A 25,309-nucleotide genomic window follows, 5' to 3' on the forward strand; every position below is an offset into this window, starting at 1 on the left:
CCTGTAAATAAAAAATGTGACGCTTCCCATCATAGAAAACGTCACATTATTAGCACTTATTAGTATTAACCGTTCAGACCATTCCGGATGATTTCCAGTGGGTTCAGCCAAGTACCATCGTTGGTAAATGACTTAGCCAGGGCCCGGTTAAAGTTATGTTCACGGGTAATACCGATGTGAACGTGAGAGGTGTCACGGTTACCGATAACGTCCCCGACTTCGATCTTTTGACCCGGAGTAACGTTGATGTTACCACGGTTAGAGAAGGCTTCTTGGTAAACAATCAGGTATTCACCAGTGTCTTCCAAGACGTACCAGTCCAAGCCAGCTGTGTAGCCAACACCAACAATCGTCCCACTGTGGATAGCATGAACTTGAGTACCAGGGTGATCGTAAGCACCAAAGTCCAGACCGTCGTGGAAGCCGTTTTGCCGGAATTCACCACCAGCATTAACCCCGAATAGTTGGGCGCCCATGAAGTGACCTTCACCAACGGATGGGAATGGCCATGCCCAGCGGTTGTTATGGATGGAAACTGGGTCAGACCACATATCCACTGCATTTCCGTTTCCATAAACATCATTCGTAAAACGGTGAATAATCCGGACAGTATGGTGGTCTAGGCTAGAAGGAAGCGTAAAGCCAAGCTTAAACCCTGCCTTATCACTGTTAAGAATTTGTGGACATACCTTAGCAAGATCAGGACGGCTATTGTTTGTGTCTAGAACCTGCTGACGGTAAATTTCTTTGCCAGTATTTTGATCAATAAAGATTAAGAACTGGTATGGCTTATCAGCTGTCTGTTCACTAGTATGCCAACCGCTAACGTAGATACTGTTATCAAGCACATTAATTTCATCAAAAGCACCTGCACTAGTAGAGTAATCCTTACTCCACTGGTCTATGCAATCAGTATTTCCGTCCGCAGACTTAGAGAACCGAAGCAGGACCTGCATATTTCCAGTTAACTGAGTAGGGTTGAGTTTTACAACAGTGTTGAAACCACTATTAGCACTGTTGTATAAGTTAGGAAATGCCTTAGCAACATCCGGCCGAGCAATCAAGTCTACCTTTTGCCGTGCAACTTCCTTCCCATTGTTCATGATCAAAACATAGGCGTTGTTATAACCAGCAGCGTAATCACTAGCCATCCAACCGCTAACTTGTACCCCATCCTTGGTTGTCTTAATGCTGTCAATCGCACTAGCTTGCTGACTGTACTTAATAGGGTTAAACCAGTAATCAGTGTACTGACCACCGTCACCATTACCATCCGCACTTGTCGAGTAACGACTTACTACTGAATAGGAATGCCCCGGTACAAGGTTAATTCCTGCTAAGTCAAAGCTGACCTTGTAGCCAGACTGGCCTGCGGTAGCAACAGATGGGAAAGCACGAGCAACATCTGGCCGAGCAACCGCCGCTGCTTTAACTGATGCCACTTGCTTATTTGCGGTATTGTCAAATAAAATCAAGAAGTGGTTGCTTTCCAACTTAGTAATGTCATCCGCATGCCAGCCGCTAATGGTCAGTTGCTTACCGTTGCTGACATCGAAACTGTCTAAACTACCCTGATTAGTATAATTCCCAGTGGTGATTGGCGTGAAGTAGTAATCAACATTCTTGCCAAGGCCATCCTTGCTAGTTGAGTAACGACTTACTACTTGCAACTTATGGTTCAAGTTCAACTGTTTTAAGCTGAAGTGAACGTTAAAACCTGACTGTCCCGCCCCATCGATCTGGCTGTACGCACGAGCAATATCGTCCCGTTGCGTTCCGTCAGTAACTAATTGCTGTGCAACGGTTTGCCCAGTCGTTTGATCAATAATCATAATGATATGGTACGGCTTGTCAGCAGCTTGGTTAGTAGTGTTCCAGCCACCAATGTTTAATTGACCATCACTGACCGCAACGGTGTCCAAGTAGCCGTAGTTTTTCCGGTCAATAGTAATTGGTGCAAACCAATAATCAACATTATTCTGGTTACCATATAAGTCGCTACTGTAACGACTGATGACCCGAATCGAACTAGTGTTGGCTAAAGCTTCTTTTGACAAGTTAAACTGAACGTTAAAACCTGACTGTCCTGCTCCATAAACATTATGGGCCTTTTGAACATCAGGACGTGCAACAGCATTATCAGTGATGTTCTGCCGCGCAATTTCCTTATTATCCTGATCCAAAATAATCACATAATGGTATGGCTTATCCTTAGAGTCGTTAGTAGCATGCCAGCCATTAATGTTTAACTGACCGTTAGTGTTTAATGAAGCATTATCAACGGCAGCGTAGTTACCATTATCCTTCGTATCATAGGTAACCGTTTCTTGACTATTGTCAGTCGTTGCCTGCTTGTTGGCACCAGACTGGTCAGTAGTATTTTCAGTAGCTGAGTTTGCTTGGTTAGCAACCTTTTGTCCATTAGCTACTGCCTGACTAGTTGCTGGAGCATTAGTATCTTCTGTATTGTTAGTATTATTATCAGCATTTGAGCTGCCATTAGTGTTTGCGTTGTTTTGGTCTAGTGTTTGAACACTAGCTTGTTTTTGGTTAGTATTATCAATCTGGTCAGCAGAAACCTTACCGTGCATTAAGAACAATGCACTCCCACAGACGGTGATTGTTGGTAAAATTTTGCTTTTGAAATTTTTAAGGTTAAAAATAGTACTTTCCTCCAAATATCAAACTTCGGTTGATTTATTAACGCTAACTAATAAGATAACCGTCTTAGTCCCAGATTGCAAATCTTAATGCAATCATAAAAAACAGCTATAAATGCCTGATACGACAGCACTTATAGCTGTTTTGAACTAATCTAGTCAATATCTTTTAAAAAATCTGTAACAGATTAGCAATAATAATTTATTTCCGTTTTGATGCTAATAGATTCTTTGCTTCATCTAAGATTGAGGCTTTAGTTACTACTAAGCCGATTGAGTAGATTAAGATTCCCACGACCACTTCCAAAATCAGATTAGAAACTGACATATTGATGATAAGACACAAGCGACTAACTACTAAGTACATTAATAAACCGCATAGGAAATATTTCCAGACTTCTTTGAACATCAACCGGCGACGGATTGTATGCCGAATCATTATAATCTGACTTGCAGCCACCAGGAACTCAGAGCAAACCGTTGCTACAGCTGCACCATTTGCTCCCCAACCGCCAATCAGAAAGAGGTTAAAGACGATGTTACTAACCGCACCAATCGTCACAGAAGTTGTAAATTCCTTAACACGGTTAACCGGCATCAAATACTGTGCCCCAGTTACATTGCTCCAAGCAATCAAGACAATAATCGGGGCTTCTAAAAACATTATTTCACCAGCCATGTTAAAGTCGGCACCCAAAAACCATGGTGCAAAACTCTTGGCAATCGCCATCAGGCCAAACATCATTGGAATTGAAATTGCTGAAACAAAATTGAAAGACGAATAGAGACTTGCTCGAACCCCCTTGACATCCCCTTTAGCAAACTTGCTGGCAACGTGAGGTAACATCACCGTCCCCGTTGCCGTAACAATTGCCAAGACAAATTTGACAATTTTATCGGCCTGACCAAAGTTTCCCAGAGAAGCCTGAGTCGACATTCTTCCTAGCATCAACCGGTTAAGGACAAGGTATACCTGAGTGGTGATGGTTGGAATGAAGAGAAGCAAGGCTGGATAGAAGTGGCTAAAAGGGTGCCATTCTCGAATCTTAACCCAGACAATGTTATCGCGAAGATATGGCCATAAGGTTAGATTTCCAAACAGCTGGGCTCCCCCAAGAATTAAAATGTACTTGCTCAAATCACCAGCATCCTTAACCACTGTAAAGATCAAGACAATTGACGCTAATTTTACTAGTGTATTACGCACCACGGTCACTCGGAAGTTTTCCAGGCCCATGAAATACCAAGAAACATCTAAACCAGCTGCAATAATCCACACGGCCTGGAGAAGAAAGTAGTGCTGAAAAGTCGTACTAAATAGAAAGACGGCCACAAGGTACGCAATTAATGACGCAGAAATCGTCAATAATTGTAATGCCTCAACTCCCCAGAAAGTTCGCGACCGTTCATAGATATCTTCACGGTGATAGGCAACTTCCCGATTACCGTAGAGGGTAATCCCCATCTGCCCCATCAGGTAAAAGAAGGTCACCCAACTGTTAGTGTATTCATTGATTCCAACATCGTGCGCCCCCAGCACCCGTGAAATATAGGGTACCGTAATCAGGGGCAGAACCATATTGAGGATCTGGTAGCCAGCATTATAGAGATAATTTTTAATTACCTTCATTGTTTACTCGTCGAACTCCTTTGCGACGGTCTTTAACGCTGCCGCGATGACTTGATCCATGTTGTAGTAACGGTACTGACCAAGCCGGCCGCCAAAGATAACGTTTGGTTGCTCCTTAGCCAGTTCTTGGTACTTCGCGTAGAGCTGATTATTTTCCTGGTTATTGACCGGGTAATATGGCTCGTCACCCCGGTGCCAGTCAGCTGGATATTCACGGGTCACGATTGTCTTACCCTTGTCACCCTTGCCGAATTCGAAGTGCTTGTGCTCGATGACTCGCGTATAAGGCGTTTCGGCATCGGTGTAGTTGATTACCGCATTCCCCTGGTAGTTGCCCACTGGCTTTTCCTCAGTTTCAAAGCGGAGGCTCCGGTATTGCAGCTCACCCAGCCGGTAGTCAAAGAACTGGTCAATTGGACCGGTAAAGACGACCTTGTCGGCAGAGGCTAGATAGTCATCCCGGTGGTCGTAGAAGTCGGTGTTGACCGCTACGTCAATCAGGTCGCTCTCCAGCATTCGTTCGACAATCTGGGTGTACCCGCCCATTGGGATCCCCTGGTAACTGTCATTGAAGTAGTTATTATCGTAGGTTAGCCGAACCGGCAAGCGGCGGATGATAAAGGCCGGTAGCTCAGTAGCCTTCTGCCCCCACTGCTTCTCAGTGTAACCCTTGATCAGCTTTTCATAAATATCCCGGCCAATCAGCGAAATTGCCTGTTCCTCCAAATTTTGTGGCTTTTTCCCCGCCATCTCCTGCCGCTGTTCGTCGATTTTGGCAAGCGCCTCGGCCGGGGTCCGTACCCCCCACATCTCGTTAAAGGTGTTCATGTTAAAAGGCAGGTTGTACATTTCACCCTTGTAGTTGGCAACGGGACTGTTGGTGTAGCGGTTAAAATCAGCAAACTGGTTGACATAGTCCCAAATCTTTTGATTAGAAGTATGGAAAATGTGGGCGCCGTACTGGTGGACCTGGATGCCGTCAACCTCCTTCGTATAGATGTTTCCGGCAATGTGGGGACGCTTTTCAATTACCTTGACGTGCTTGCCCCGCTTGGCCGCCTCATAAGCAAAGGTGGCACCAAACAGGCCGGCACCGACAACTAAATAATCGTACTTCTTCATAACCATTCTCCTTATCCGTTCTAATTTCTTTTACTACAAATATTTTACTATTGTTTTAAATCTCGGCAACCACCCTGGTTTTCGATTGAATGCTGATTGCCGTTAATGTTACAATGCTTTATGATTCATGTCACCGTTCAGTTGCAAAGGCTGGCGGTGGACGAATATTTCTTGCAAATGCTATAATTATACTATCAACAAGCCGATTAGTATAGTTACGGTAAAATTAAATTTTTTTATAGGAGAGACATCATCATATGAAGAAATTACAACGCCTCGTTTTCTCTGGACTATTAGTGTTGACTTTAGCGTTCGGGTTAGCCGGTTGTGGTTCTAACCATGATTCTTCAAAGTCATCCACTTCTAAAGACAAGGTCACTAAGGTGGTCAAGAAGAGCAGTAATAAAGATAAGTCTTCACACAAGAAGAGCAGTCAGAGCGAATCTGACGAAAATTCCAACTCTGCTAACAGCAATGCCACGACTAATGATAGCGAGAGCTCGACTTCTTCCAGCAGCCAATCATCTAGCCAAAAGCAATTGGGACTGAATGACGTCGCTGTCTGGACCGACGAAAACGGGATTACCCACCACGTTGACAGTGATGGGATAGACCGGCAGACTTCTCCTAACCAATCTGGAGTAACCTACAAGGACTGGTCCGGAAGCTTGCCAAGCAATGCGCAAATCGTTAAGCAAAACTAAATATTGGTAATAAAAAAAAGAGTCATCTGTTGCAAAGATGACTCTTTTTTTATTACCAGGGCTTAACGAACAAGTGCTTTATACGCTTAGCTGTATCATGGAGCCATGGTGATGTTCTAAGTTTTCTCTCCGCCTGGTGATCAAGATAGTGGAAAAGCGGCATATAATGCTTTCTTAATCCCCGAGTATTCCACTTGTAAACCGTCGTGTTGATTACCGGAAACTCAGCACCATACCGCTCCACAATCTGGCGGCCAGCCTGAACATAATTCCAATTTTCGGATACACCATCGGAGACATGGCAAACCCGAGCAGGTACGACATAATTTGTCTTACCAGCTATCTCAGCACGCAAGCATTCTTCAACCGCGTACAGGTGCCATCCCTTAATGTCGGAAAAAGGCTGTTGTTCCCAAGTATGACGATCCATTATGAAAAAGCACTCATCCACTGTTTGAACAGGAGTTGGTTTTTGAATTGCGTCACCCACTTTTTGTGGAACAGTCCCCTGTCGCATTGTGGTCAGGATATGGTACGCACCCACGTTTGCCGGAACTCCTGCAATCCCAACTATCCCACGATTAGGCAAACCAAGCGCTTGATTGACAATATCGTGGAGACTTTCCTTGTCTGTAAAACGAATATCCGGATGGAGAAAAATCAGGTGTCTCCCAGTTGACTTTTTCACTGCTGCATTATAGGCTGCCCGAGCTGATTCGTATTGGTGATGATCATTTTGAATTTTTATCAGCTCGTAGTCAATATCCTGTTGCGTTTGTAAATTCTGTTTGAACTCCTTATAAACCGGTTCCTTATTCACAATCGTAATCAGTGAAAAGTCAGGTTTCTGCTGTTCCATTTAGTTCCACCTTAAAATAGTATGTTTTATATCCCGTGCAGCATCAATTCGACTAGTTGCTGAACTATTATAGACTGGTAAATATTTAATCTTACCCTGCCTATGATGCAGCCACACATTTAAGAGCCGCTCACCCAGGAAACCAAATAAACGTTTTTGATAACCACTATAAGTTGAAATATCAACCTCTTTCTCTACGGCAAATAAAACCGTAAACAGCCACTTACTATACTCAGCAAGCTCTTTTTTTGTAGTATAAAACATATTATAGAAAGAGGCTTTACTCTGTCCCATCACCGCGTCAAAGTCGGCTAGATACTCAGGGAACAATTCAGCAATAATCTTTCTGGTTGTTTTCAAGTCCTGCGGGTGATGACTGGACATAAACTGTTCCTTTACAGTTGGCTCAACCATCCGCATTGGTTGAGCCACAATCCAATCATAATCTAGTAAGTAGCGGTCCAGTTTCTCAGTTGATACAGGTCTTAATTTACCTGTAAACAAATCAGTAAATACCATGTGGTTGTATGAAGAGTAATCAGCAAAATACCGTCGATAATGGCTAATGCCAACATTACTATCACTTTGATTCTTCCAAATCCAGTATATCCCGGTTAATTCACAATAACTTGCGTTTTTATCTGAAATGTTCTCACCAATGTTATCCTTTAAATAATTGTTTTGAGCCTGATTTTGGTTAGCACCAACTAATAACGCAGAGTAATGCTCCGGAAGCGGATAATCAAAGTCTTTATGTGTAATAACATACATTGTCACGGTAAGTTTCCCCTATCTACTTTGTAAAATGTCTTACGCTAGTAACAGAAAAAGAAAGAATCATCCCAACCAAAACACCTAAAGCCGCACCAACTACTGCATACTTCTTGGCAGAAGGCTTGGTTATCGTATCCACATTCTCTTCATTAGCCTTGCTCAGCAAAGAAACACTCCCCGCGTTCTTATCAATTTGTGGAAGCTTCTTTTGGAAGGCTTTTCCCATAGCATTAACAATCGCAATCGATGTTTTGGCATCGTCCGTTTTGGCATGAATAGTAATAATTAATGATGTAGGCTTCGATGAACTGGTCACACTTTCTAAAATATCATCTGCTTTGTAGTCTTTCCTGATTTTCTTAGGCAAGTACTGACGAGCTGCTTTTGCCACTGCTTCATCTTTTAAAATTGATTGATAAGTAGGGATTAGTTCACGATCAGCTTCAACCAAGCTGCTTTTGTTAGTTGCCTTATTAAAACTGTGACTAACAATCATATTCCGAGAAGCAATATAGTCCGTGCTTTGACGGTGTTTAGCGACTAAACCAAAGGCTGCTCCAAAGACAAGGCCAAACAAAATAATCACTAATAGATTCTTACCGATAATTTTCTTAATTTCACTTACACTATACTTTTTCACTTAGTACATCCCTTTCAGTTGCTGATTTACACGATGAGGTAACGACAACTCCATTTGCTAAGAAGGCCAGTAAAAACGGGTTGAACGATATTTCTAACAGGTGCTGGTCAATCAGACTACTCAATGTAATCAGCAATATAATAGCTGGAAGCAAATAGCTTTGCCGCAGTTCTGCTCGTACAGAAATAATCACCATAATTCCAATTACTATAATACTTAAAACCACACCATATACTACTAGTAGACGAATAAAGGAAGAATCAATAAAGAAATACCTCGCTTGATTATCTTTAAACATCTTTAATCCTTGAATACCTCCCCAACCATGCTCAACTACTTTCTGGCTTAACAATTTAACAGGGTGCTGCTGAAAGGCAATGTTGCCATATAACAATCTGCCCGATAAAAGGTCATTTAGGTGCCAAAATATAGAATTAGCTGGGTTAAAGTAGACGGTCATTAGACCAAAAGCATACGGTAAAATCAGTGTTAATGACCAATAATTAGCAGCTAAGATACGACTTATACGATGCGTGCTATTTCCTGCTCTTTTAGCAACTAAAAGAATGGGAATAATCAATAAAATCAATATTGTATCTAACCTAGCATTGGTAACGGCATATAGCGCCACAGCAATCACAGTAAATAATAGATATTGTCTTTTACCTATACGCTTATAATTAATAAATGCGTATGCAAGAATCAAATAAAAAACATAGGCTGCATAGTCTGTTGGGTACAGTACTCCTAACGCATACCGCATTATTTTACTATCAGTTCTGACATAGGAAAGATTCCTAATGATACCTAGTAAAGCATAAACTGAAACTAATAAAATCAAGGTTAAATTAACTTTAAAATACTGGTGAATAATTTTATCAAAGTGAACTCCCTTAGCAGCAAAGATAAACGTTAGCATAATCATTAAAACATTGTTATTAGTAACGCGCCACGAATAAACACCAATCGCTAGAACAAAAAATATGCCAGCCAGTTCATACCAACGATAGTTATCCAGAATAAAAATCTTCAATACAAGAATCCCTAGTATTAAATAGTTAATTCGGTTAAAATTTTTAACTGCTATATACTGAACAAATGTTGTATTAGCTAAAAAAGACACTACCAAAGTAACTGTAAGGGCAAATAAATAAATGTTCTCACCACTTAGCTGTATCTGGTTAATTTGCTTAACTTTTCTGAGATAAAACATAAGCCAATTCCTTTACCAACTCAAGTGATTATTGAGCAATCAGCTGGTTAACTGCTGAAGTAATAAAATCACCATTGCGTAACTTCTTAGCAAGTTCTTCTGTGTTTTCCTTCATCACTTGGTATTTCGATTGTAATTTCTTAATTTGAGTATCAATCTCTTCAAGACTGTTAATTGTAAACCCAACTTGATAGTGGTTAATAATATCTGCAATAGCCGCGTCTTCCCACGCAATAACCGGAATTCCAGCACTAATATATAGCGAAGCTTTATGAGGATTATTAATCTTCAAATATTCACCCACTGAACCGCTACAAGTTGTTACACTATTGCCATCCCAGATTAGGCCGTAACTTTCCTTTAATTTTCCTGCAATTTCCTCAGAAGAAAAATTCCCGCAATATTTAACGTTTGCTGGATAATTTTCTGCCCGATTCGACCCATAAATGTTAAGTGGTGTTTTAATATCTACTTTCTCAAGAAAAGTTGATTTCCCTAAATTGCCCGGAAAACAGATTTTGGCATAATCTGAAGCAGGAGCAAAACTGTAGTCATTAGCATAATCAAAGATTTGCAATTCAGTCATCGGCACTGTGACATTATGTTTAATTAAAAACTGCTTCATTTTAGCATTATGAACCACTAATCCATCAGTGCGATTAAACAGGCTAATTTCCTGGTTTAAAATTTCTTCACGATGGGCAAATTGCCATCCCATAATATCATGAACAATAAAGTAAATCCGGCCATTAGGCACATATTTCCGGTATATATTAACCAATTTATTCATTACAAAGAAGTGAAGATTCGGATACTGAAAAAATAGTATCTCAGGGCGACTTTTTTTTATGTAGGACCTGAGTTTTGTATTAATAAACCAATATTTCTCAAATCTGTGTGAACCATCAATTGCCATATCAAACGTTTGAAAATTCATTCTGCTTTTTAAGAAAAATTTGATATCTCTTTTGGCTTTATTACCGCCGCTACCTTTATCCTTATCAACAGAAGTAATCAGTACTTTCTTAACCATTTTCTTCCCCTACTTTTTTTCTTTCACGATATAAATCGGCCGTTTCTTCGTCTGGATGTAAATCTTACCAATATAGCGACCAACGATTCCCAGACAGAATAGCTGTACGCCGCCAATAAAAAGCATGATACAAACTAACGACGCCCAGCCAAAAGCACTGCCAGCCGGTGCCATAAAATGGCGAATAACCACTACAATAATACCGATTACGGCGATAAAAGCAGAAAGGCCGCCAATCCAAGTGGCAATTGACAACGGTGCTTCAGAGAAATCGGTAATCCCGTCAATTGCGTACTTAAACAGTTTCCACGTCGACCAGTCAGTCGTCCCGGCAACCCGCTCGACATTCTTGTAGGGCAGGTACTTAGTCTTGAAACCAACCCAGTTGAAGATGCCCTTTGAAAAACGGTTATACTCTTTTAGAGAAAGCACCGCGTCAACCATCTGCCGGGTCATCATTCGATAGTCCCGGGCGCCGGGAACAATCTTGGTATCAGAAATTTTGTTGATGACGTTATAGAACTGGTTGCTGAGGAAAGACTTAAACTTCGCCTCTCCCTTGCGGTCCGTCCGCCGCATTCCCACACAGTCATATTCACCTGATGAAATTTCCTGATACATCTCAGGCAGGTATTCCGGCGGATCCTGCAAGTCGGCATCCATGACGACCACGTAATCCCCGGTTGTCGCTTCAAGACCAGCATACAGGCCGGCCTCCTTACCGAAGTTCCGGGAGAATGATACATAATGAACCCGCTCTGGATTCTGGTCATGCAGCTTCCGCAATTCTGCCAAGGTCTGGTCGGACGAACCATCATTGACAAACCAGTATTCAGTTTCCACCGGCATTTGCCGAACTACTTTTTCGACTGCCGGATAGAATAATGGAATGGTCTCCTGCTCATTATAGCAGGGAACCACAATCGATAGTTTCGCCACACTAACACCTCCCTGAAAAACTAGGCATGTCCCGTGATTTTACGCAGGATAAACTTGCCACCCTTCTTAAACCAGTTAGTATGCTCCATAAAGACGTACTTGACTTCAACAGTCGAATAATGTGGGTGCTGGTCAAGCCAAACGTCGAGTAAGAGTTCACTCAAGAATCCGTAGACCCGCTTTTCGTAAACTGAGTAATCACTAATGTCCGTCTGCGCTTCTACCTCAGCCAGGACATCAAACATCCACGTGCAGTATTCATCTAACGGTTGTTTTTTCATCACGAACATATTAAACATATGTGCCCAGGTCCGCTTCATAACCTTTTCGAAGGACGGTAAGTAGTCTGGATACTTGTCCGCAATCACCCGCCGCATCACTTCAAAAGGTTCGTGGTGGTGGGCGTGCAGATAATGTGACTCGTTGCTTTCAATAAAGTAACGACGCTTGGGCGGTAAAATAATATCATGGTTGGACAGTAAACTTACTGCCTGTTCCTTGCTAAGTACACTGTCCAAACTCTTGCGGTGATTCATACTCAAGTAGCGGCGATAGTGAACCAGACCCATTGCATCCACATCCAGGTTCTTCCAGCCCCAGTAAATAGCGGTCAGCTCATTATAGGTCGGGTTTTTGGTAGAGATATTGTCGCCAGTATTATCGCCCTGGAAAGTCTGATTAACGTCCGGGTGAAGCTCCTTGCCGACAAACACCGGCAGGTACAAGTCATCCTTTGGCATCGCGTAGTTCTTGTGTGCAGCCACTAATACTTTAACGTCCACAGTTATACTCCTATCTCAGTTAGTATGCCCCGTTTGGCACGATCATTACTTTCACGGTTTCAAACATAATTTTCAGGTCCAGCCAAATCGACCGTTCTTGGATATAAGTTAAGTCTAGTTCCACCATCTCTGCGAAGTCGACGTCGTTTCGACCGCCAACCTGCCACATCCCAGTAGCCCCCGGCTTGACCATCAGCCGTTGCCGGTCATAAGCAGTGTACTGTTCGACCTCACTAACCAGCGGTGGACGAGGTCCAACAATACTCATCGAACCGCCAATCACGTTAATCAATTGCGGCAGTTCGTCCAGGCTGTACTTGCGAATCACCCGGCCGACCTTCGTAATCCGGGGATCGTTCTTCATCTTAAACATGGCCCCGTCAATCTCGTTCTGGGCTTGCAGCTTGGCTAACAATTCATCTGCATTGGTCACCATTGACCGAAACTTAAACATCTTAAAATGTTTGCCGTCCTTGCCGACCCGGGTTTGGGAATAAAAGACCGGGCCCTTTGGATCATTGACCTTGATACAGATTGCAATAATCAAAAAAACTGGGCTCAACAAAACTACCGCAATCGTTGAAGCGACAACATCAAATAAGCGCTTCACCGTCCGGTAGCCATATTGGTGATTCAATTTTTGTTCATTAATATGAATACTTTTATTCTTCATTATCTTTTTCTCTTCTTAAAGTTAGGTATCCTATTAATAATACCAGTATTCCCACGCTTAGGAAAGACTTTCCTGGTTATCATCTAACCAGCCTTGAACGGCGTCGAGGTCGAAGCCCTTACGAAACATCGCCTGTTTGAAGCGGCGTTCCCGGTCCATCCCCGTATAACGCCGGTACCGGCGCCAGACTTTCTCCGCCTGAGCAGCCAGCAAGTCGGCCTCCTGGTCCGGATCAGTTTCTGGAGTGACCGCCGCTTTAATCTGGTCATAGACCTCCCCGGAATACCCCTTCATCATTAGCCCCTGCCGGACCTTTTGTTCCCGCCGGAATTCCGGCTGGTTATGGTAACGTTTGAAGAGCTTCCGGGCAAGTTTACTGGCGTTCGCCAGGCGGTCAGCTGGTGGAAATTCCTGCAGAGCGGTCTCAATCTCGTTTTCGCCAACCTTTTTCAAGCGAAGCTGCTGACGAATGACCCCCGGGCCTTTAAGCGTCGTCGTCATCATTGTCCGGACATAGGACCGGGCATACTGCTGATCATCAACTAGGTGCTGGTCCCGGAGTTTCGCCATGATTGGTCCAACGAACTCCGCCGGCGTCTCCAAGTCACGGAGCTTTTTGAGGACCTCACTCTCACTGCGCATTTGGTAGGACAGGTAGTCCAGGATTTTGCCATAGGCCCGCGCCTGCTGGTCAGCGGTCGTGATTGCCTCAACCTGGTCCTTATCCAGCTCCACGCCCCTCATCAGGCGGAACTTGACCAGGACACTTTCCGCCACCGGAAAGGCATAGTGACCGTCCAAGTACACATTATAGCGGCCCTGCCGCTTCTGTGCTTCGATTTTTGAAATCTTCGCCATTTCTTAAAATTCCCCCTTCACTTTTACCGCGCTCAGCCGTTTATGTAAGTGTAAGCAGTGATCACCACTTACAAAATCAAACTAAAAGGAGTGCTCACCATGAGTAACGAACGTCAATTCAAATCAGCCAAACTGCAAGTAACCCTAGCCGGGGCCAAGCATCCCAAGGGCGCTACCCACATCCTGAATAACGTCAAGCAGGACTTGACCGCCGCCCAAGTTGCTTCCGTCACCGCTGCTCTGGAAAGTCTGACCGGCGAACAGTGCACGGGCGCTAATATTGTCACGACCGAACAATTCGCAATCGCACAGTAATCTGAATAATAGAAAGGAAGTCCGCCTACTATGAAGACTCTCAACTTAACTTTCAAGAGCAACCGCGGCAAGAAGCACCTCTTAAAACTTAGCTACGCCAGCGAAAACCTCTCTGCCGAAACAGTCCGGCAGGCAATGGACCAGTTGTCCACCATCAATGCCTTCACCAACAAGGAGGGCGAAAACATTTACGCAACGCCGGTTTCCGCCAAGTACGTCGACACGGTTTCTACCGTTCTCTTTAACGACGAACGGCCGGCGGCATAGCCATCCTTGTGGGGGGCGGGAAGACGAACTAGACAAGCTAGTTCTTTCCCGCTCCCTTTTCTTTATGCCAGTGTTCCCGGTCAATCACCTGCCAGAAGTGTTCCCGCTCTTCCAGGACACCCTCGTGCGCTTCCTGGAGGGTCGCGTTGAGGACCGCCCCCAACATAATCACGTAGCCGGAGAGGTCCAGCCAAATCATCATCGCGATGAAAGCCCCAATCGTCTTATAAGAAACCACACTATGCCGGAAGAAGACCGTGTAGTAGGAGAAGAGCCGGGAAAGGCCCATCCACAAAAGCGCCGCCAGGAGGGCCCCCGTCGCCGCGTAGCGTAAGCGGACCTTCGCATTAGGCACGAAATAGTACAGCAGGGTCAGGGCAATAAAGAGGACCGCCAGGGCAACCGGCCACCGGAGCGAGTTGAAGAGCGAAATATAACGCCGATTAAACTGCAGCAGCGGTTGGATGCTATTGAGCACCTGCTCCCCAAAACCATAGAGCAGGACAATCGCGTAGATCAGGATGATCACGACAATCATCCAGATAAAGGAGACCACCCGGTTAATGACTGGATTTTGGTTGCGGGCCACGTCATAGGTCAGGTTAACCGACCGCTGAAAGGCCGCGATTCCCTGGCTGGTCGACCAGAGGGCAATCAGGGCCCCCGTTGTCAGCAGGCCCCCACTCCCCTGCCGCAGGAAGTCATAAATCAGTGGCTTGATAAAAACATAGACTGAGGACGGGACGGCTGTCTGGAGGTAACTGAGGACCGTATCGGCGTCCAGGCCGACCATCGGCAGCAGGTTTCCAATCACCAGCACCGCCGGAAAAATCGACAGCAGGGTATAGTAAGCTAACATTGCCGCCGAGCTGGAAATCTGGGCCATGGTAAAGTGCCGCATTAACAACAGGACAAAGTTCTTCAATTTTCCCGGTTCGTTTTTCATGCCGTCCTCCCTTGAATAACATAGGGCTATTATAGCAAAAAGACGACCAAAAGAGCAGGCCGGAATCTAAGCTGGATTAAAAAGGAGGCTGGGAGAAAACGATGGTTTTCTCACCAGCCTCTTGCTAGTTCTTAACTATTATAAAGATAACGTGCGAAACCAATAGGCTAACTGCGTGTCGTAACCACAGGGCTAGTGTCTAACGCCGCGAAGCAAGGCTATTTGCCTACGAACGCTAGCCGGCCCGTGCCGTGCCAACTATCGTTCTAGGTTAGCCATACGCCCTGTCGAGGAGGTTATTTCCCACTCACTTCATTTTAAAAACTATTTATTTTTCGACTTTACCTTTCTTTACCGCAATTTGGTAGAAGACCAGAGCAACGATGGCGAAGAAGATTGGTCCCGCCAGTGTCCAGAAGGCGGTCTGGTAATCCTTTTCCGTCAATGGCTGGATAAAGGTGAACAGGATCCCGATAATCAAAATCAGTTCCACGAAGATTACCAAGACGTCAGTCCAAAAGCGGTTCTTAAAGGCAACGAACGGCCGGTCAAGGTCCTTCTTAGCCTTAAAGAATGGGAAGGCCCCAATCAGGAAGATGTACGGGAAGGTCGCGGACACGTTGGCCATGTCGGTCAAAATCAGGTAGAACTTCTGGGCAGCCGAGCCACCGAAAGCGACCAAGAAGATGATAACACAAACAACGATGGCTTGCAGCCACATGGCGTTAGCCGGCATGTTGGCCTTGTTCAGCTTAGTCAGCTTCTTCGGCCACAGGTTCGGGTTGGATCCGAGGATAAAGGCCTTGATTGGCGAGTAGAGCAGGATAAACAGTGCCCCTAAGAATCCCAGAGTCTGCGCCAAAGCGACGATCCGGGTCATGACAACCCCGCAGGTCAACGCGGCGGCGTGAGACCAGCCGAGGGCGTTCCCCAGGGCAATTCCCAGGTAGTTGAAGACTACATAGGTAACGTTTCCTAGGTTAACGCTACTCTTCGTCAAGTCCTGCTGGTAGTTGATGGACCAACCGAGCATAAAAATCATCAATACATAGGTCCCAATCGTGAAGATGCTGGCAATAATCAGGCCTTTCGGGAAAGTCTTTTCAGGGTTCTTCATGCTATCTGTAACGGACCCCAGTGACTCCATCCCCCCGTATGCGAAGATCGCGTAGACCACGAAAGAAATAATTGCAATTGGCGTTTGGAACTGCGGGTTTGGTGACGTGATAAAGGTGCTGGCACCGTGAATTGGCTGGGCCAGGACCCCCTTCTTGGCAATCAGGACAATCACGCTGACAATCACGAAGATGATGTTAACGGCAATGGTGAAAATCCCACCAAGTGAGCCGACTTTGGCAATCGAGTTGATTCCCCGGGAACTCAGGTAGGTAATGAAAAGGATCATCAAGATCCCCAGTACCCCGATGAATTGGGTGGAATCAAGACCAAAGGCGTGCCACTGCTGGGTGGTGTCCTTACCGAAAATCAATGCAGACAAGGTGATCCAAATCCGTGAAGCGGTCGAAACCATCCAGACAATCCAGGATGCCAGCCACACGAACGTCCCGACAAAGGCAACCCGTTCACCAACGGAACCGGCCAACCAGGAGTAAATGCCCCCCTTAGCTTCTTTGAAGGTGGAACCATATTCCGCCATCATCAAGCCGCACGGGAAGAAGAAACAGATCCCAGCCAGTGCGTACCAGATAATACTACCGTAGCCCATTTGCAGATAAGCGTTCGAAACATTCCCGAAACCAAAGATCGCGGTAATGATCATCGTTACCAGGCCAAAGGTAGTAATGACTTTTTTATTACTACTTTGCTCTTCCAATTCTAATGCCTCCAATAATAAGTGCAGATATAATGAATATTCTTAGTATAATCGTCTTTTTGTATAATAAAACATTTTCAACGATATTCTAACCTAATTTTAATATAAATATTCATATTAGGATGGCTGTTTATACATTGTAATTTGGATAATTGCCTTTATTCCGGTAAATATTCGTATAAAGATACATTGAGTGACATGCATAAAAATCAGAAATAAAAGTTATTAAAAGAGGCTGGGCATAAACCCAACCTCTTCAATATTTTAAAGTTAGTAATGCCTCAGCGCAGTAACTGGCTGGCAGTTCAAACGCTGATGAATCAGCATTTGACCAACCCTAAATAGGCTAGCTGCGCAGCGTAGCCATTCTTCCTACAGGCTAGTTGCGCGTCGACGGAGGTGGGACGACGAACTAGACAAGCTAGTTCTGTCCCACTCTCTTAGTTCCATTTACTAATCTACTTCGCCTTCTGAATTTGGTTTCTGCATTTTAACCCCATCGACCTTGAATATGTCATAGCCAAAGTTCACCGCACCGTCGACATCATCACCTGGGAAATAAATTGGCAAACTATTGTCATCATTCCCGGTTTCTGGATCCGTATATTGAGCAACCCACTTATACTCGGTCTTATAACGATACTTGCGGTGGTGCTTCTTATGATGTTTCTTTTTCACCTTCACCTGTACCGCCTCGTAGTCGTAGGCACGAGTATCGGCTTGATCCCAATTAATGTGCAATTTCCCATTCTTATTAACATGCCACATTCCCACGGTTCGATAGTTTCCCGTCTTACTATTGTTGTAAGCCGTCGCATTATCATCCCGCCAGTAAGGGTTAACGTTCACGCCAAGCGTACCATCCGAATTAAATTTCAGAAAGACGGTTGAGTATTCCTCCGGGTAACCCTTATCATGATCAGGAATTTGGTTGCAGAAATCATCATCCGCATCACTTGTATCATCACCCGGGCGGTTCTTGAAATAGGAATAACAATAAATCTTGTCATTTAACTGGTCCTTTACAAAGGCTTGACCGAGCCGGTTACTGGAGAAGGAAAAATTATGCGCACTGACAAAATTGACACCGCCGATTACGAACAGTAGCACTTCAGCAATCCCGACAATTATAATCCGTTGCTTTTTACTTCCCTTAACCAGCAGCCAGGTCAGTCCTGCCAATGCAACTCCTAAAACAAGGTAACTAGGCAGTACAATTCCCGTAATTTGGCTTGTCAAGCCAGCGCCTACCTTTTCGTAGGCATCAATCAGTGACGGCTCCCGCTGATTTAAAATCGCGTGGTAGTCTTGGTTAGCAATCATAATAAATACTAAACTGGTCAGTGCAACAATTAACGCTACCACGATTCCCGCGTACCATTTCCAATCCTGTTTCTTAAATGGGTGCAATCCCAGTCCCTGGAAGTCAAAATGCTTCGTCATTTGTTGGCGCCGGTGCGGCCGAGTCGCCGGTAATTCCTGCCCACAATGGGGACAAAAGCGGGCTCCCTGCTTATAGTTTTTCCCACAATGGGGACACTTTCCTAATTTCATTTTTACCTCTTATTGTTGATATAATTTTCCGTATTGAAAGACTGCCTGCTGGTTGGCGTGACCAGTAATTGTCACTAAGTAGCCCTTATGAGAGTGACTAGGATCCAAATCATCGTCAGTCTGATTCGTCCGGTAACCAATTACATAATTCCCGTTGTTTAACCGCTGTCTAATCTTTTCCTGGATTAAGTTCAGCTGCGAGTCGTATTGGTACTGCCCTGGGTCGTCATCATCAAGTGCATAGTGCTTAAAGCCTAAGTGGACGGGATCTTCTTTAGATAGTTTCTGCTTACCTTCAATTACAGAAGGCTCGTGATAACTGGGTTTATACGTACCTTCTTTCATCCCCACGTACTTTGCAATACCGCGATAGGTTAACCGCCCATTGTCTAACTTCAGGTCACCTAATTCCGTATCGCCTAAATTATAGATTGCCGTGTAAAATTCATTATTCTTGTAGAAAAAGCGGTAGGCATAGGTAACTTTGGTGCTGTCGTCAAGCCGGTCGACGGTCTGGTTATCAGGAGTGACTAACCAAATAATATCGCTGTCTTCCTTGGTAATACTTAGACGATGGTTGTCGTAACTGGAACAGGCCAACCAACTAATGGCGACGATAACTACCCCAACAATGATGGAGAAACCAATCCGCCGCCAAAACGACCGCTGGTGTCCTTGGTAGCTAACCGGTTTGACAAATTCAGCTTGCGGAGCAATATACTTGGTACCACATTGGGGACAAAAGCTCTGGTCCGCCTTGAGCGCGTGACCACAGTGAGAACATTTTTTCATTCTGCTTCATCCTCCCTTTCATTAATCACAAACCGTGTTCGTAACATGACGTAAAAGTAGGTGAAGAAGGCCGCACCCATTAAGATAAAGATGGCAATCAAAATTGGCCACGCGTTACCCATCCGGCTACCAAACGAGAGATAGATTCCTTGAAGCAGTAACGCAACGACTAACAGGCAGCCTGCCATCTCACGTTGCTGTTTCCCAAGACGAAGGGGATTGCTCCACCATTCCGTTGCCATGACAAGGAGAGGACACAGGATCAGTCCCGCTGCCAGGTAGATTTTCGCCATGCACAGTCCACAGCCCCCGACCAGAACTAGGAGGGCCAAGTAAAAGCGCCAGCTTATTTTATAACCATGTTCATGGGCCAAAAGGTACCAATTGTGACCACCATCTAAGCTAAAGCGCCGACCTAAAAATGGTGCGCCAACCAAAATGATTACGGCGATTAAGAAACCGATAATTCCCAAAGCTAGTGCTACTAGAACTAGAACAGCAACCACAGTCATACCAATTATTGCCCAATGCAGTTGCCGCGCCTGTTTGCCTGTTGCTGGTTTGCCAGTTACAAGCATCGTCATGAAATAATCTAAGATTAAAGTTACGATAGCTATGAAATAAAAAACCAGGCTAAAAATAAGAGCAAGGCTGCTACCATCCTCACCAACAAATAGCACACTAGCAATTGAGCCAGCTACCAGTAGCATTGCTATTCCGACGATTGTCGTTCCGACACCCGCTCGTCGGTGATTGAAGCCACGCGTGATTCCCGTAATTAACATGAAAACTCCTGGAATAGCGACGCAAGCAATAATTATTAACCCAGTCATTGCGGAATCAATGATTGCAGACGAAACCATCGTGGTCAAAGTATCAACACTGCATGAGATTCCGGCTGCTACTCCTCCAATTAACGTCAGGTAAAACCCCAACCAAAACTGCGGAGTAATTTCAAACGCCCTGGCTGTTTTGGCCCGTTCAACCTTAACACCGCAGCGCGGACAAAAAGCGGCGCCAGGGTTGAGCTTGGTACCGCAGTTACTACAAAACTTCATTTTTTCTTCCTTCCTACCTATTTTTGCCGATTAGAAACGGCATTAACCAAAATACCAATAACGTATAACCCAACAACCAGCCACGGAATAATTTGTACCATGTGAGCCAAGTTCTCCAAATCGTTCAGGGAGGTATCACCCGAAAGCGCTGCAACTGCTGTCCGGCCTACAACTTCAGCTGCATTCGCAAACACATATGAATAGGCAAGCCCGTAAACGGCCGCAAGGAGAACACCCAAAGTCTTCAGAACTCCGCCGCCAACATGGTGGGTGGCTCCCTTAATAATCCCACCGATAACCGCGGGGACCCCAATCAGTAGCATAACGAACCCCCCAAAGGTTCAGGTATGATGCCCCATTTAAGCCTCCGCTTTGGAGGACGGAAAGGCCTTGGCTGAGCAAACTCCCCGTCTCATCTTTAGTCATAAAGTACATAATTGCCCCGAGCAAGGTCCCAACAATTCCCAAAATAGTTTCTCCATTCCATGAAAAGCCTGTCGACTGGGAAACTGTGGCCGCCGTTGGTTGGGCAGTTACTGCCGTCTTTTGCGCTTTCGAATCAGCTTTTTCTTGCGGCTGGGTAGGTACTTTCCCCTCAGTCTGCGATTGGGAATGCTGACCACTGCGTAGTGACTGATACATTTCCACCGCCGAATCACGAAATTCCTTGGTATGTTCCTTATTCTGCAGGTAATTGTCTACGGCTTCATCCCATTTGAAACGCTTCTCATTCGAAAGCAATGGGAACAAGTAGACCATTACTAGAAAAATAATCAGCAGGTACCAGCGAAGGGCAGGAAAAACAACAGCCAGAAAGTAAAAGAAGAACATCGTCAAGGCATTATCCTTCACAAATTGTAAAACCTGGTTGAAGTGTGCCCGGGTAAAGGCTAACCGGGCGAAGACGTTCACCTTATTATTCTGGCGTTCTGCTTTTAAGCGGCTCTCTAAAGCAGCATATTGTTTTTGCAGGCGCTCATGCTCCACCGAAGAAACGGTTGCTGGATGATCATGTGCCTTCCTTGCTGCTTCCCGCTCCTGATTTGCTGACTGTGATTTATCCTGCGCTTGTTCTTTATTTGAGGTAGGGACACTACTTACCGGGGCGCCGCACTGCTCACAAAACTTTTGCTCAGGCCGCAATTTAGCCCCACACTTTTCACAAAAATTCATCAAGTTCTCCTCTTTCGTAGGCTGGTTAATTGTTATCAATTGTTGCGTGGATGTCTTGTGCTTTGGCCTTAATCTCACTGACTGCATGGTGACTGTTAACATAGTTGATAATGTCATGCAGCTTAACGGTTAAAAGGGGATCCTTATCCTTATTCTGGTTAACAGTGGTGACGTGATAGTAGCTTACCGTCCCATCAGCACCAACGGTATAGGTCGGAGTATCGCCTCCTGCCATATCAGAAGGATGCAGACTCCAGCAGACACCACGGCCAGGGTCAGACAGGTGCTCAGTATTGTTGCTTTGAAACAGGTCAATTCCATTTGCATTGTAAATGCTGTGCCAGTCACCCTGGTCACTAAGTTTATCCTTGGCATAATACATAATGGCCGCTGCCGTCTGCATTGGTGTGATTGTGTTATAGTCCAGCCGGTCAGTGTCAGTGCTGGTCGACGAAGAACTTGTGCTAGTAGCAGAAGCTGATGATGAACTGCTCTGCCGCACCGGCGCTTTTGTACTCGTTCCTTGGCTGCTGTCTACGGATGGTTTGCTAAAAGTTCGCCCAGCAAAATAAGCCCCGGTCAGCACTAACACAACTGCGATAACTGTAATAACAATATTTTTAGTTTTCATAGCTCCTCCTAATTGAATTTAATGTTTCCGGCAATTTGGTTGACTTGGTCCATAGCATGGTGGTCAATGACATACTGTTCAATCTCATTTAACGAAACGGTATCGTCAGGTTCAATGCTGTCATCAGGGCTTGGGCCGAGACGGTAGTAGTACACCGTCTGGCCATCACTTCCCATGACGTAGCCACTTGCTCCGCCAAAGAACAACCCCGTAGGATAATAAGCATGCATAGTTCCATCGCCTCGTTCGGTGGCTTGATCTGTCAAACTATCAGAGGTCACCTTAGTAGACTTGGCTAAAGCACCACGGTAAAGTTCTCCCCAAAAATTATTTGATTCGTTTTCTTTGGCATAGTATAAGATTGCAGCTGCTTTCTGTTGATCATTGAAGATTGGTCGACTCGCTGACCTGCTAGTACTGCTGTTTTTCTTGCCAATAGTCCTAGCTGGCTTTTCACTTGTCGTCGTTGCTGAATCGGTGCCGTTTCCTTGCATCCCCAACATAAAGGCAATTGCCGCAAGGAGAGCGATGATTACGATGACTAGGATTATTTGTGCCTTTTTCCCCGTTTTCTTGCTACTCCCGTTCGGTGATGACGGTGTTGGCTGATGGGTAGCAGTGCCTGCTTCCAATTGATCCGTCGATTTAACTTGTTCTTCTGATGTTACCTGTCCTTTTTTATCCGTAGAATGGCCTAGCTTGGTTCCGCAATACGGGCAAAAGTCTGCCGCCGTGGAAACCTTCTTGCCACAATTCGGGCAAAACATATTAATTCCCCCAATCCGTTTAATAAACACGCCCCCTAGTTTACTAAAATCCCTTGCACCCAAGTTGCATTAAAGTGCGGTACCGTGCATTCAACGTAATTTTTTCCATAAAAAAAGCGGCAGCCCACTAGCCTAATAGTGAACTGCCACTCAATTCTACATATTTATTTAAATTCTTCCGCAATTTCCCGGGAAATTTTTGCGTAGTGTTCCAGGTACTTAGCGTAGTTATCGTTGTACATGTACTTGGCATCAGCTTCAGGATCCTGGGAGGTCAAAATCTTCGGCCCATCAGCGGTTACCACCAGGGTATGCTCGTACTGACAGGACCAGCCACCATCAGCGGTCTTCGCTAACCAGCCACTCGGGTCACTTGTGTCGGCTTCCCACGTTCCGGTGTTGATCATCGGTTCAACCGTGATGGTCATCCCCTTCTTGAGACGCAGGCCCTGACCATGCTCACCATAGTGCGGTACCATTGGGTCTTCGTGCATTGTCGGCTGGATTCCGTGACCGACGAATTCGCGGACGTCACCGTAGCCATTTTCGTCTTCCGTGTAGTGTTGGATGACCGCACCAATGTCCCCGATTCGGTTGCCAGGGACACACTGGTCAATTCCCATGAAGAGTGACTTCTTGGTCACGTCCATTAACTGTTGAATTTCCGGCTTAACCTCACCGACCGCATACGACCAGCAGGAATCACTGAAAAAGCCGTCGACGCTAACCACCGTATCAACCTTCACCAGGTCCCCCTTCTTCAATACCAGGTTCTTACGGGGAAAACCATGACAAATCTCATCGTTGACACTGACACAGGTTGCGTACTTGTAACCCTCAAAGCCAATTTGCTCGGCCTTAGCCCCAGCAGCTTTGAAGTATTTCCGGGCAAATTCCTCGATCTTCCAACTTGAGATGCCCGGCTTGATAAATTCCCGAATTCCCAGGTGCATCGCTGCTAAAGCGGCCCCGGCTTTTTCCATCGCGTCAATTTCGCGTGGTGACTTTAATGTAATCATTCTCGGATCTCCTTTTTGACATTCTACCTCTAATAGTATACCACTTGTCCCCATCATTGCCCCAAACCATGCTATACTTGTAGGGATTAATAAATTGGAGGCACACGTAATGAAAGCACTCGTAGTTTACGCAACCATCACTGGAAACAACGAAGACGTTGCCGACCTGGTCACCGAATCACTAGAAGACCGCGACGTTGACGTTGAAATGACCGAAATCTCCCTCGCGGACCCCGCAGACTTCGAAGACGTCGATATCTGTGTAGTCTGCCCATACACCTACGACGAGGGCGCCCTGCCGGACGAAGGAATGGACTTTTATGAGGACCTGCAAGAAGAGGAACTGACTGGCAAAGTCTATGGCGTTGCCGGTTCTGGCGATACCTTCTACGGCGATGACTTCTGCAAGGCCGTCGATGAATTCGGCAAGGTGCTGGCGGACACCGGCGCTACTAAGGGCAGCGAAAACGTCCACGTCAACCTGGCCCCCGCTGAAGACGACGTTAAGAAGCTGGACCAATTTGCCGCAGAGCTAGTCAAGAAAGCGCAGGCACTCAATGATTAAGCAACTCTGGGAAAAGTATAAGCACATCATCGCTTACCTCTTCTGGGGCGTTGTGACAACCGTTATCAACCTGGCCGTCTTTCAAATTTTGAGTTCCGGGATTCACTGGAATTACCAGCTGGCGAACGTAATCGCCTGGTTCGTCTCCGTCCTGGTCGCCTACTTTACCAACAAGGTGTGGGTCTTTGGCTCCCACTACACCACGGTCAGCGACTTTCTCGTTGAAATGCTGCGCTTCTTCTTCTACCGGGCACTAACCCTGGTGATCGATATTGTCATCACCTTCATCGGGATTTCCGTCCTCGGCTTCAAGGATCCAATGGGCCAGTTTATCGTCAAAGTCATTGATAACGTGATCGTAATCATCGCCAACTACGTCTTCTCGAAGTGGTTAATTTTCAAGGATAATAAGCAAATTGAGGATCAATAACAAGAAATAAGCACGAACCATCCTCCAGCGAGGTTGAATGGTTTGAAGTGAACCCCCATAGTTGGACGAAA

The 25,309-nt window shown here is 45.3% G+C and carries 27 protein-coding genes; 5 read left to right on the plus strand and 22 right to left on the minus strand.

Translation table 11 applies throughout. The annotated features are described in order from the left end of the window. Positions 1-65: 65 nt before the first annotated feature. The 3 genes from FC49_RS05450 to glf all read right to left on the minus strand — a co-directional run bounded on the left by FC49_RS05450 (position 66) and on the right by glf (position 5,412). Entirely contained in the window at positions 66-2,678 is a 2,613-nt protein-coding gene (locus tag FC49_RS05450) for a M23 family metallopeptidase (RefSeq protein ID WP_056984471.1), read from the minus strand. A 184-nt stretch (positions 2,679-2,862) separates the two neighbouring features. Then, positions 2,863-4,290: an oligosaccharide flippase family protein gene (locus FC49_RS05455; protein ID WP_003715780.1), complete on the minus strand. Its 1,428-nt coding sequence runs from the start codon at positions 4,288-4,290 to the stop codon at positions 2,863-2,865. A 3-nt stretch (positions 4,291-4,293) separates the two neighbouring features. After that, complete coding sequence (gene glf / locus FC49_RS05460; RefSeq protein ID WP_003715824.1) at positions 4,294-5,412, minus strand: UDP-galactopyranose mutase; 1,119 nt, start codon at positions 5,410-5,412, stop codon at positions 4,294-4,296. Between the two features lie 257 nt (positions 5,413-5,669). Here glf and FC49_RS05465 point away from each other — a divergent pair, with 257 nt between their 5' ends. Beyond that, positions 5,670-6,116 carry a hypothetical protein gene (locus tag FC49_RS05465; RefSeq protein ID WP_056984472.1) on the plus strand — a complete coding sequence of 149 codons (447 nt, stop codon included), beginning with the start codon at positions 5,670-5,672 and terminating at the stop codon, positions 6,114-6,116. Between the two features lie 52 nt (positions 6,117-6,168). On the opposite strand, the gene FC49_RS05470 is transcribed toward FC49_RS05465, so the two are convergent. The 9 genes from FC49_RS05470 to recX are packed head-to-tail and all read right to left on the minus strand — an operon-like array spanning position 6,169 to position 13,887. Beyond that, complete coding sequence (locus tag FC49_RS05470; protein ID WP_056984473.1) at positions 6,169-6,975, minus strand: glycosyltransferase; 807 nt, start codon at positions 6,973-6,975, stop codon at positions 6,169-6,171. Continuing rightward, positions 6,976-7,746, minus strand: coding sequence for a DUF4422 domain-containing protein (locus tag FC49_RS05475; RefSeq protein WP_225349562.1), 771 nt, complete (start codon positions 7,744-7,746; stop codon positions 6,976-6,978). 22 nt (positions 7,747-7,768) lie between these two features. Then, complete coding sequence (locus tag FC49_RS05480; protein WP_003715757.1) at positions 7,769-8,389, minus strand: YveK family protein; 621 nt, start codon at positions 8,387-8,389, stop codon at positions 7,769-7,771. Next, complete coding sequence (locus FC49_RS05485; RefSeq protein ID WP_003715782.1) at positions 8,376-9,602, minus strand: hypothetical protein; 1,227 nt, start codon at positions 9,600-9,602, stop codon at positions 8,376-8,378. The genes FC49_RS05480 and FC49_RS05485 overlap by 14 nt, the downstream gene beginning before the upstream one ends. Before the next feature lie 28 nt (positions 9,603-9,630). Next, positions 9,631-10,635: a glycosyltransferase gene (locus tag FC49_RS05490; protein ID WP_003715809.1), complete on the minus strand. Its 1,005-nt coding sequence runs from the start codon at positions 10,633-10,635 to the stop codon at positions 9,631-9,633. Between the two features lie 9 nt (positions 10,636-10,644). Continuing rightward, a complete protein-coding gene (locus FC49_RS05495; protein WP_003715799.1) occupies positions 10,645-11,574 on the minus strand; it encodes a glycosyltransferase family 2 protein in 930 nt (309 codons plus the stop codon). Between the two features lie 20 nt (positions 11,575-11,594). Then, the gene (locus FC49_RS05500; protein WP_056984474.1) at positions 11,595-12,356 is read right to left on the minus strand and encodes a DUF4422 domain-containing protein; all 762 of its coding nucleotides are present in this window, start codon (positions 12,354-12,356) and stop codon (positions 11,595-11,597) included. A gap of 19 nt (positions 12,357-12,375) precedes the next feature. Beyond that, on the minus strand, positions 12,376-13,029 hold the full coding sequence (locus FC49_RS05505) for a sugar transferase (protein ID WP_003715803.1): 654 nt from the start codon (positions 13,027-13,029) through the stop codon (positions 12,376-12,378). A gap of 57 nt (positions 13,030-13,086) precedes the next feature. Beyond that, complete coding sequence (gene recX / locus FC49_RS05510) at positions 13,087-13,887, minus strand: recombination regulator RecX (protein ID WP_056984475.1); 801 nt, start codon at positions 13,885-13,887, stop codon at positions 13,087-13,089. A gap of 99 nt (positions 13,888-13,986) precedes the next feature. Here recX and FC49_RS05515 point away from each other — a divergent pair, with 99 nt between their 5' ends. Both FC49_RS05515 and FC49_RS05520 read left to right on the plus strand, forming a co-directional pair. Further along, the gene (locus FC49_RS05515; protein ID WP_003713118.1) at positions 13,987-14,202 is read left to right on the plus strand and encodes a DUF1659 domain-containing protein; all 216 of its coding nucleotides are present in this window, start codon (positions 13,987-13,989) and stop codon (positions 14,200-14,202) included. Positions 14,203-14,232: 30 nt separating this feature from the next. Next, complete coding sequence (locus FC49_RS05520; protein ID WP_003713183.1) at positions 14,233-14,469, plus strand: DUF2922 domain-containing protein; 237 nt, start codon at positions 14,233-14,235, stop codon at positions 14,467-14,469. Between the two features lie 37 nt (positions 14,470-14,506). Here the strand turns inward: FC49_RS05520 and FC49_RS05525 are convergent, their stop codons facing one another. The 10 genes from FC49_RS05525 to map form a co-directional block, all read right to left on the minus strand. After that, a complete protein-coding gene (locus tag FC49_RS05525) occupies positions 14,507-15,415 on the minus strand; it encodes a YihY/virulence factor BrkB family protein (RefSeq protein WP_003713120.1) in 909 nt (302 codons plus the stop codon). Positions 15,416-15,743: 328 nt separating this feature from the next. Then, positions 15,744-17,249, minus strand: coding sequence for a glutamate/gamma-aminobutyrate family transporter YjeM (gene yjeM / locus FC49_RS05530; protein ID WP_003713156.1), 1,506 nt, complete (start codon positions 17,247-17,249; stop codon positions 15,744-15,746). A gap of 453 nt (positions 17,250-17,702) precedes the next feature. Then, entirely contained in the window at positions 17,703-18,803 is a 1,101-nt protein-coding gene (locus tag FC49_RS05535; protein ID WP_003713141.1) for a zinc ribbon domain-containing protein, read from the minus strand. Positions 18,804-18,812: 9 nt separating this feature from the next. Further along, entirely contained in the window at positions 18,813-19,595 is a 783-nt protein-coding gene (locus FC49_RS05540; RefSeq protein ID WP_056984476.1) for a zinc ribbon domain-containing protein, read from the minus strand. Then, the gene (locus FC49_RS05545; RefSeq protein WP_056984477.1) at positions 19,592-20,653 is read right to left on the minus strand and encodes a zinc ribbon domain-containing protein; all 1,062 of its coding nucleotides are present in this window, start codon (positions 20,651-20,653) and stop codon (positions 19,592-19,594) included. Before FC49_RS05545 ends, FC49_RS05540 begins: the two co-directional genes overlap by 4 nt. Before the next feature lie 17 nt (positions 20,654-20,670). Then, entirely contained in the window at positions 20,671-20,976 is a 306-nt protein-coding gene (locus FC49_RS10170; RefSeq protein ID WP_235804879.1) for a hypothetical protein, read from the minus strand. Further along, entirely contained in the window at positions 20,933-21,826 is an 894-nt protein-coding gene (locus tag FC49_RS05550) for a zinc-ribbon domain-containing protein (RefSeq protein WP_235804880.1), read from the minus strand. The genes FC49_RS10170 and FC49_RS05550 overlap by 44 nt, the downstream gene beginning before the upstream one ends. 25 nt (positions 21,827-21,851) lie before the next feature. Beyond that, a complete protein-coding gene (locus FC49_RS05555; RefSeq protein WP_003715839.1) occupies positions 21,852-22,457 on the minus strand; it encodes a hypothetical protein in 606 nt (201 codons plus the stop codon). A gap of 8 nt (positions 22,458-22,465) precedes the next feature. Next, complete coding sequence (locus FC49_RS05560; RefSeq protein ID WP_056984478.1) at positions 22,466-23,254, minus strand: zinc ribbon domain-containing protein; 789 nt, start codon at positions 23,252-23,254, stop codon at positions 22,466-22,468. 134 nt (positions 23,255-23,388) lie between these two features. Further along, entirely contained in the window at positions 23,389-24,243 is an 855-nt protein-coding gene (map, locus tag FC49_RS05565; RefSeq protein WP_003713098.1) for a type I methionyl aminopeptidase, read from the minus strand. Positions 24,244-24,352: 109 nt separating this feature from the next. Here map and FC49_RS05570 point away from each other — a divergent pair, with 109 nt between their 5' ends. Continuing rightward, positions 24,353-24,808 carry a flavodoxin gene (locus tag FC49_RS05570; protein WP_003713134.1) on the plus strand — a complete coding sequence of 152 codons (456 nt, stop codon included), beginning with the start codon at positions 24,353-24,355 and terminating at the stop codon, positions 24,806-24,808. Next, on the plus strand, positions 24,801-25,238 hold the full coding sequence (locus tag FC49_RS05575) for a GtrA family protein (RefSeq protein ID WP_003713181.1): 438 nt from the start codon (positions 24,801-24,803) through the stop codon (positions 25,236-25,238). Before FC49_RS05570 ends, FC49_RS05575 begins: the two co-directional genes overlap by 8 nt. The last annotated feature ends 71 nt before the right edge of the window (positions 25,239-25,309 follow it).

Origin of the sequence: Limosilactobacillus oris DSM 4864, from assembly GCF_001434465.1 — a bacterium.
GTDB classification, from domain to species: Bacteria; Bacillota; Bacilli; order Lactobacillales; family Lactobacillaceae; genus Limosilactobacillus; species Limosilactobacillus oris.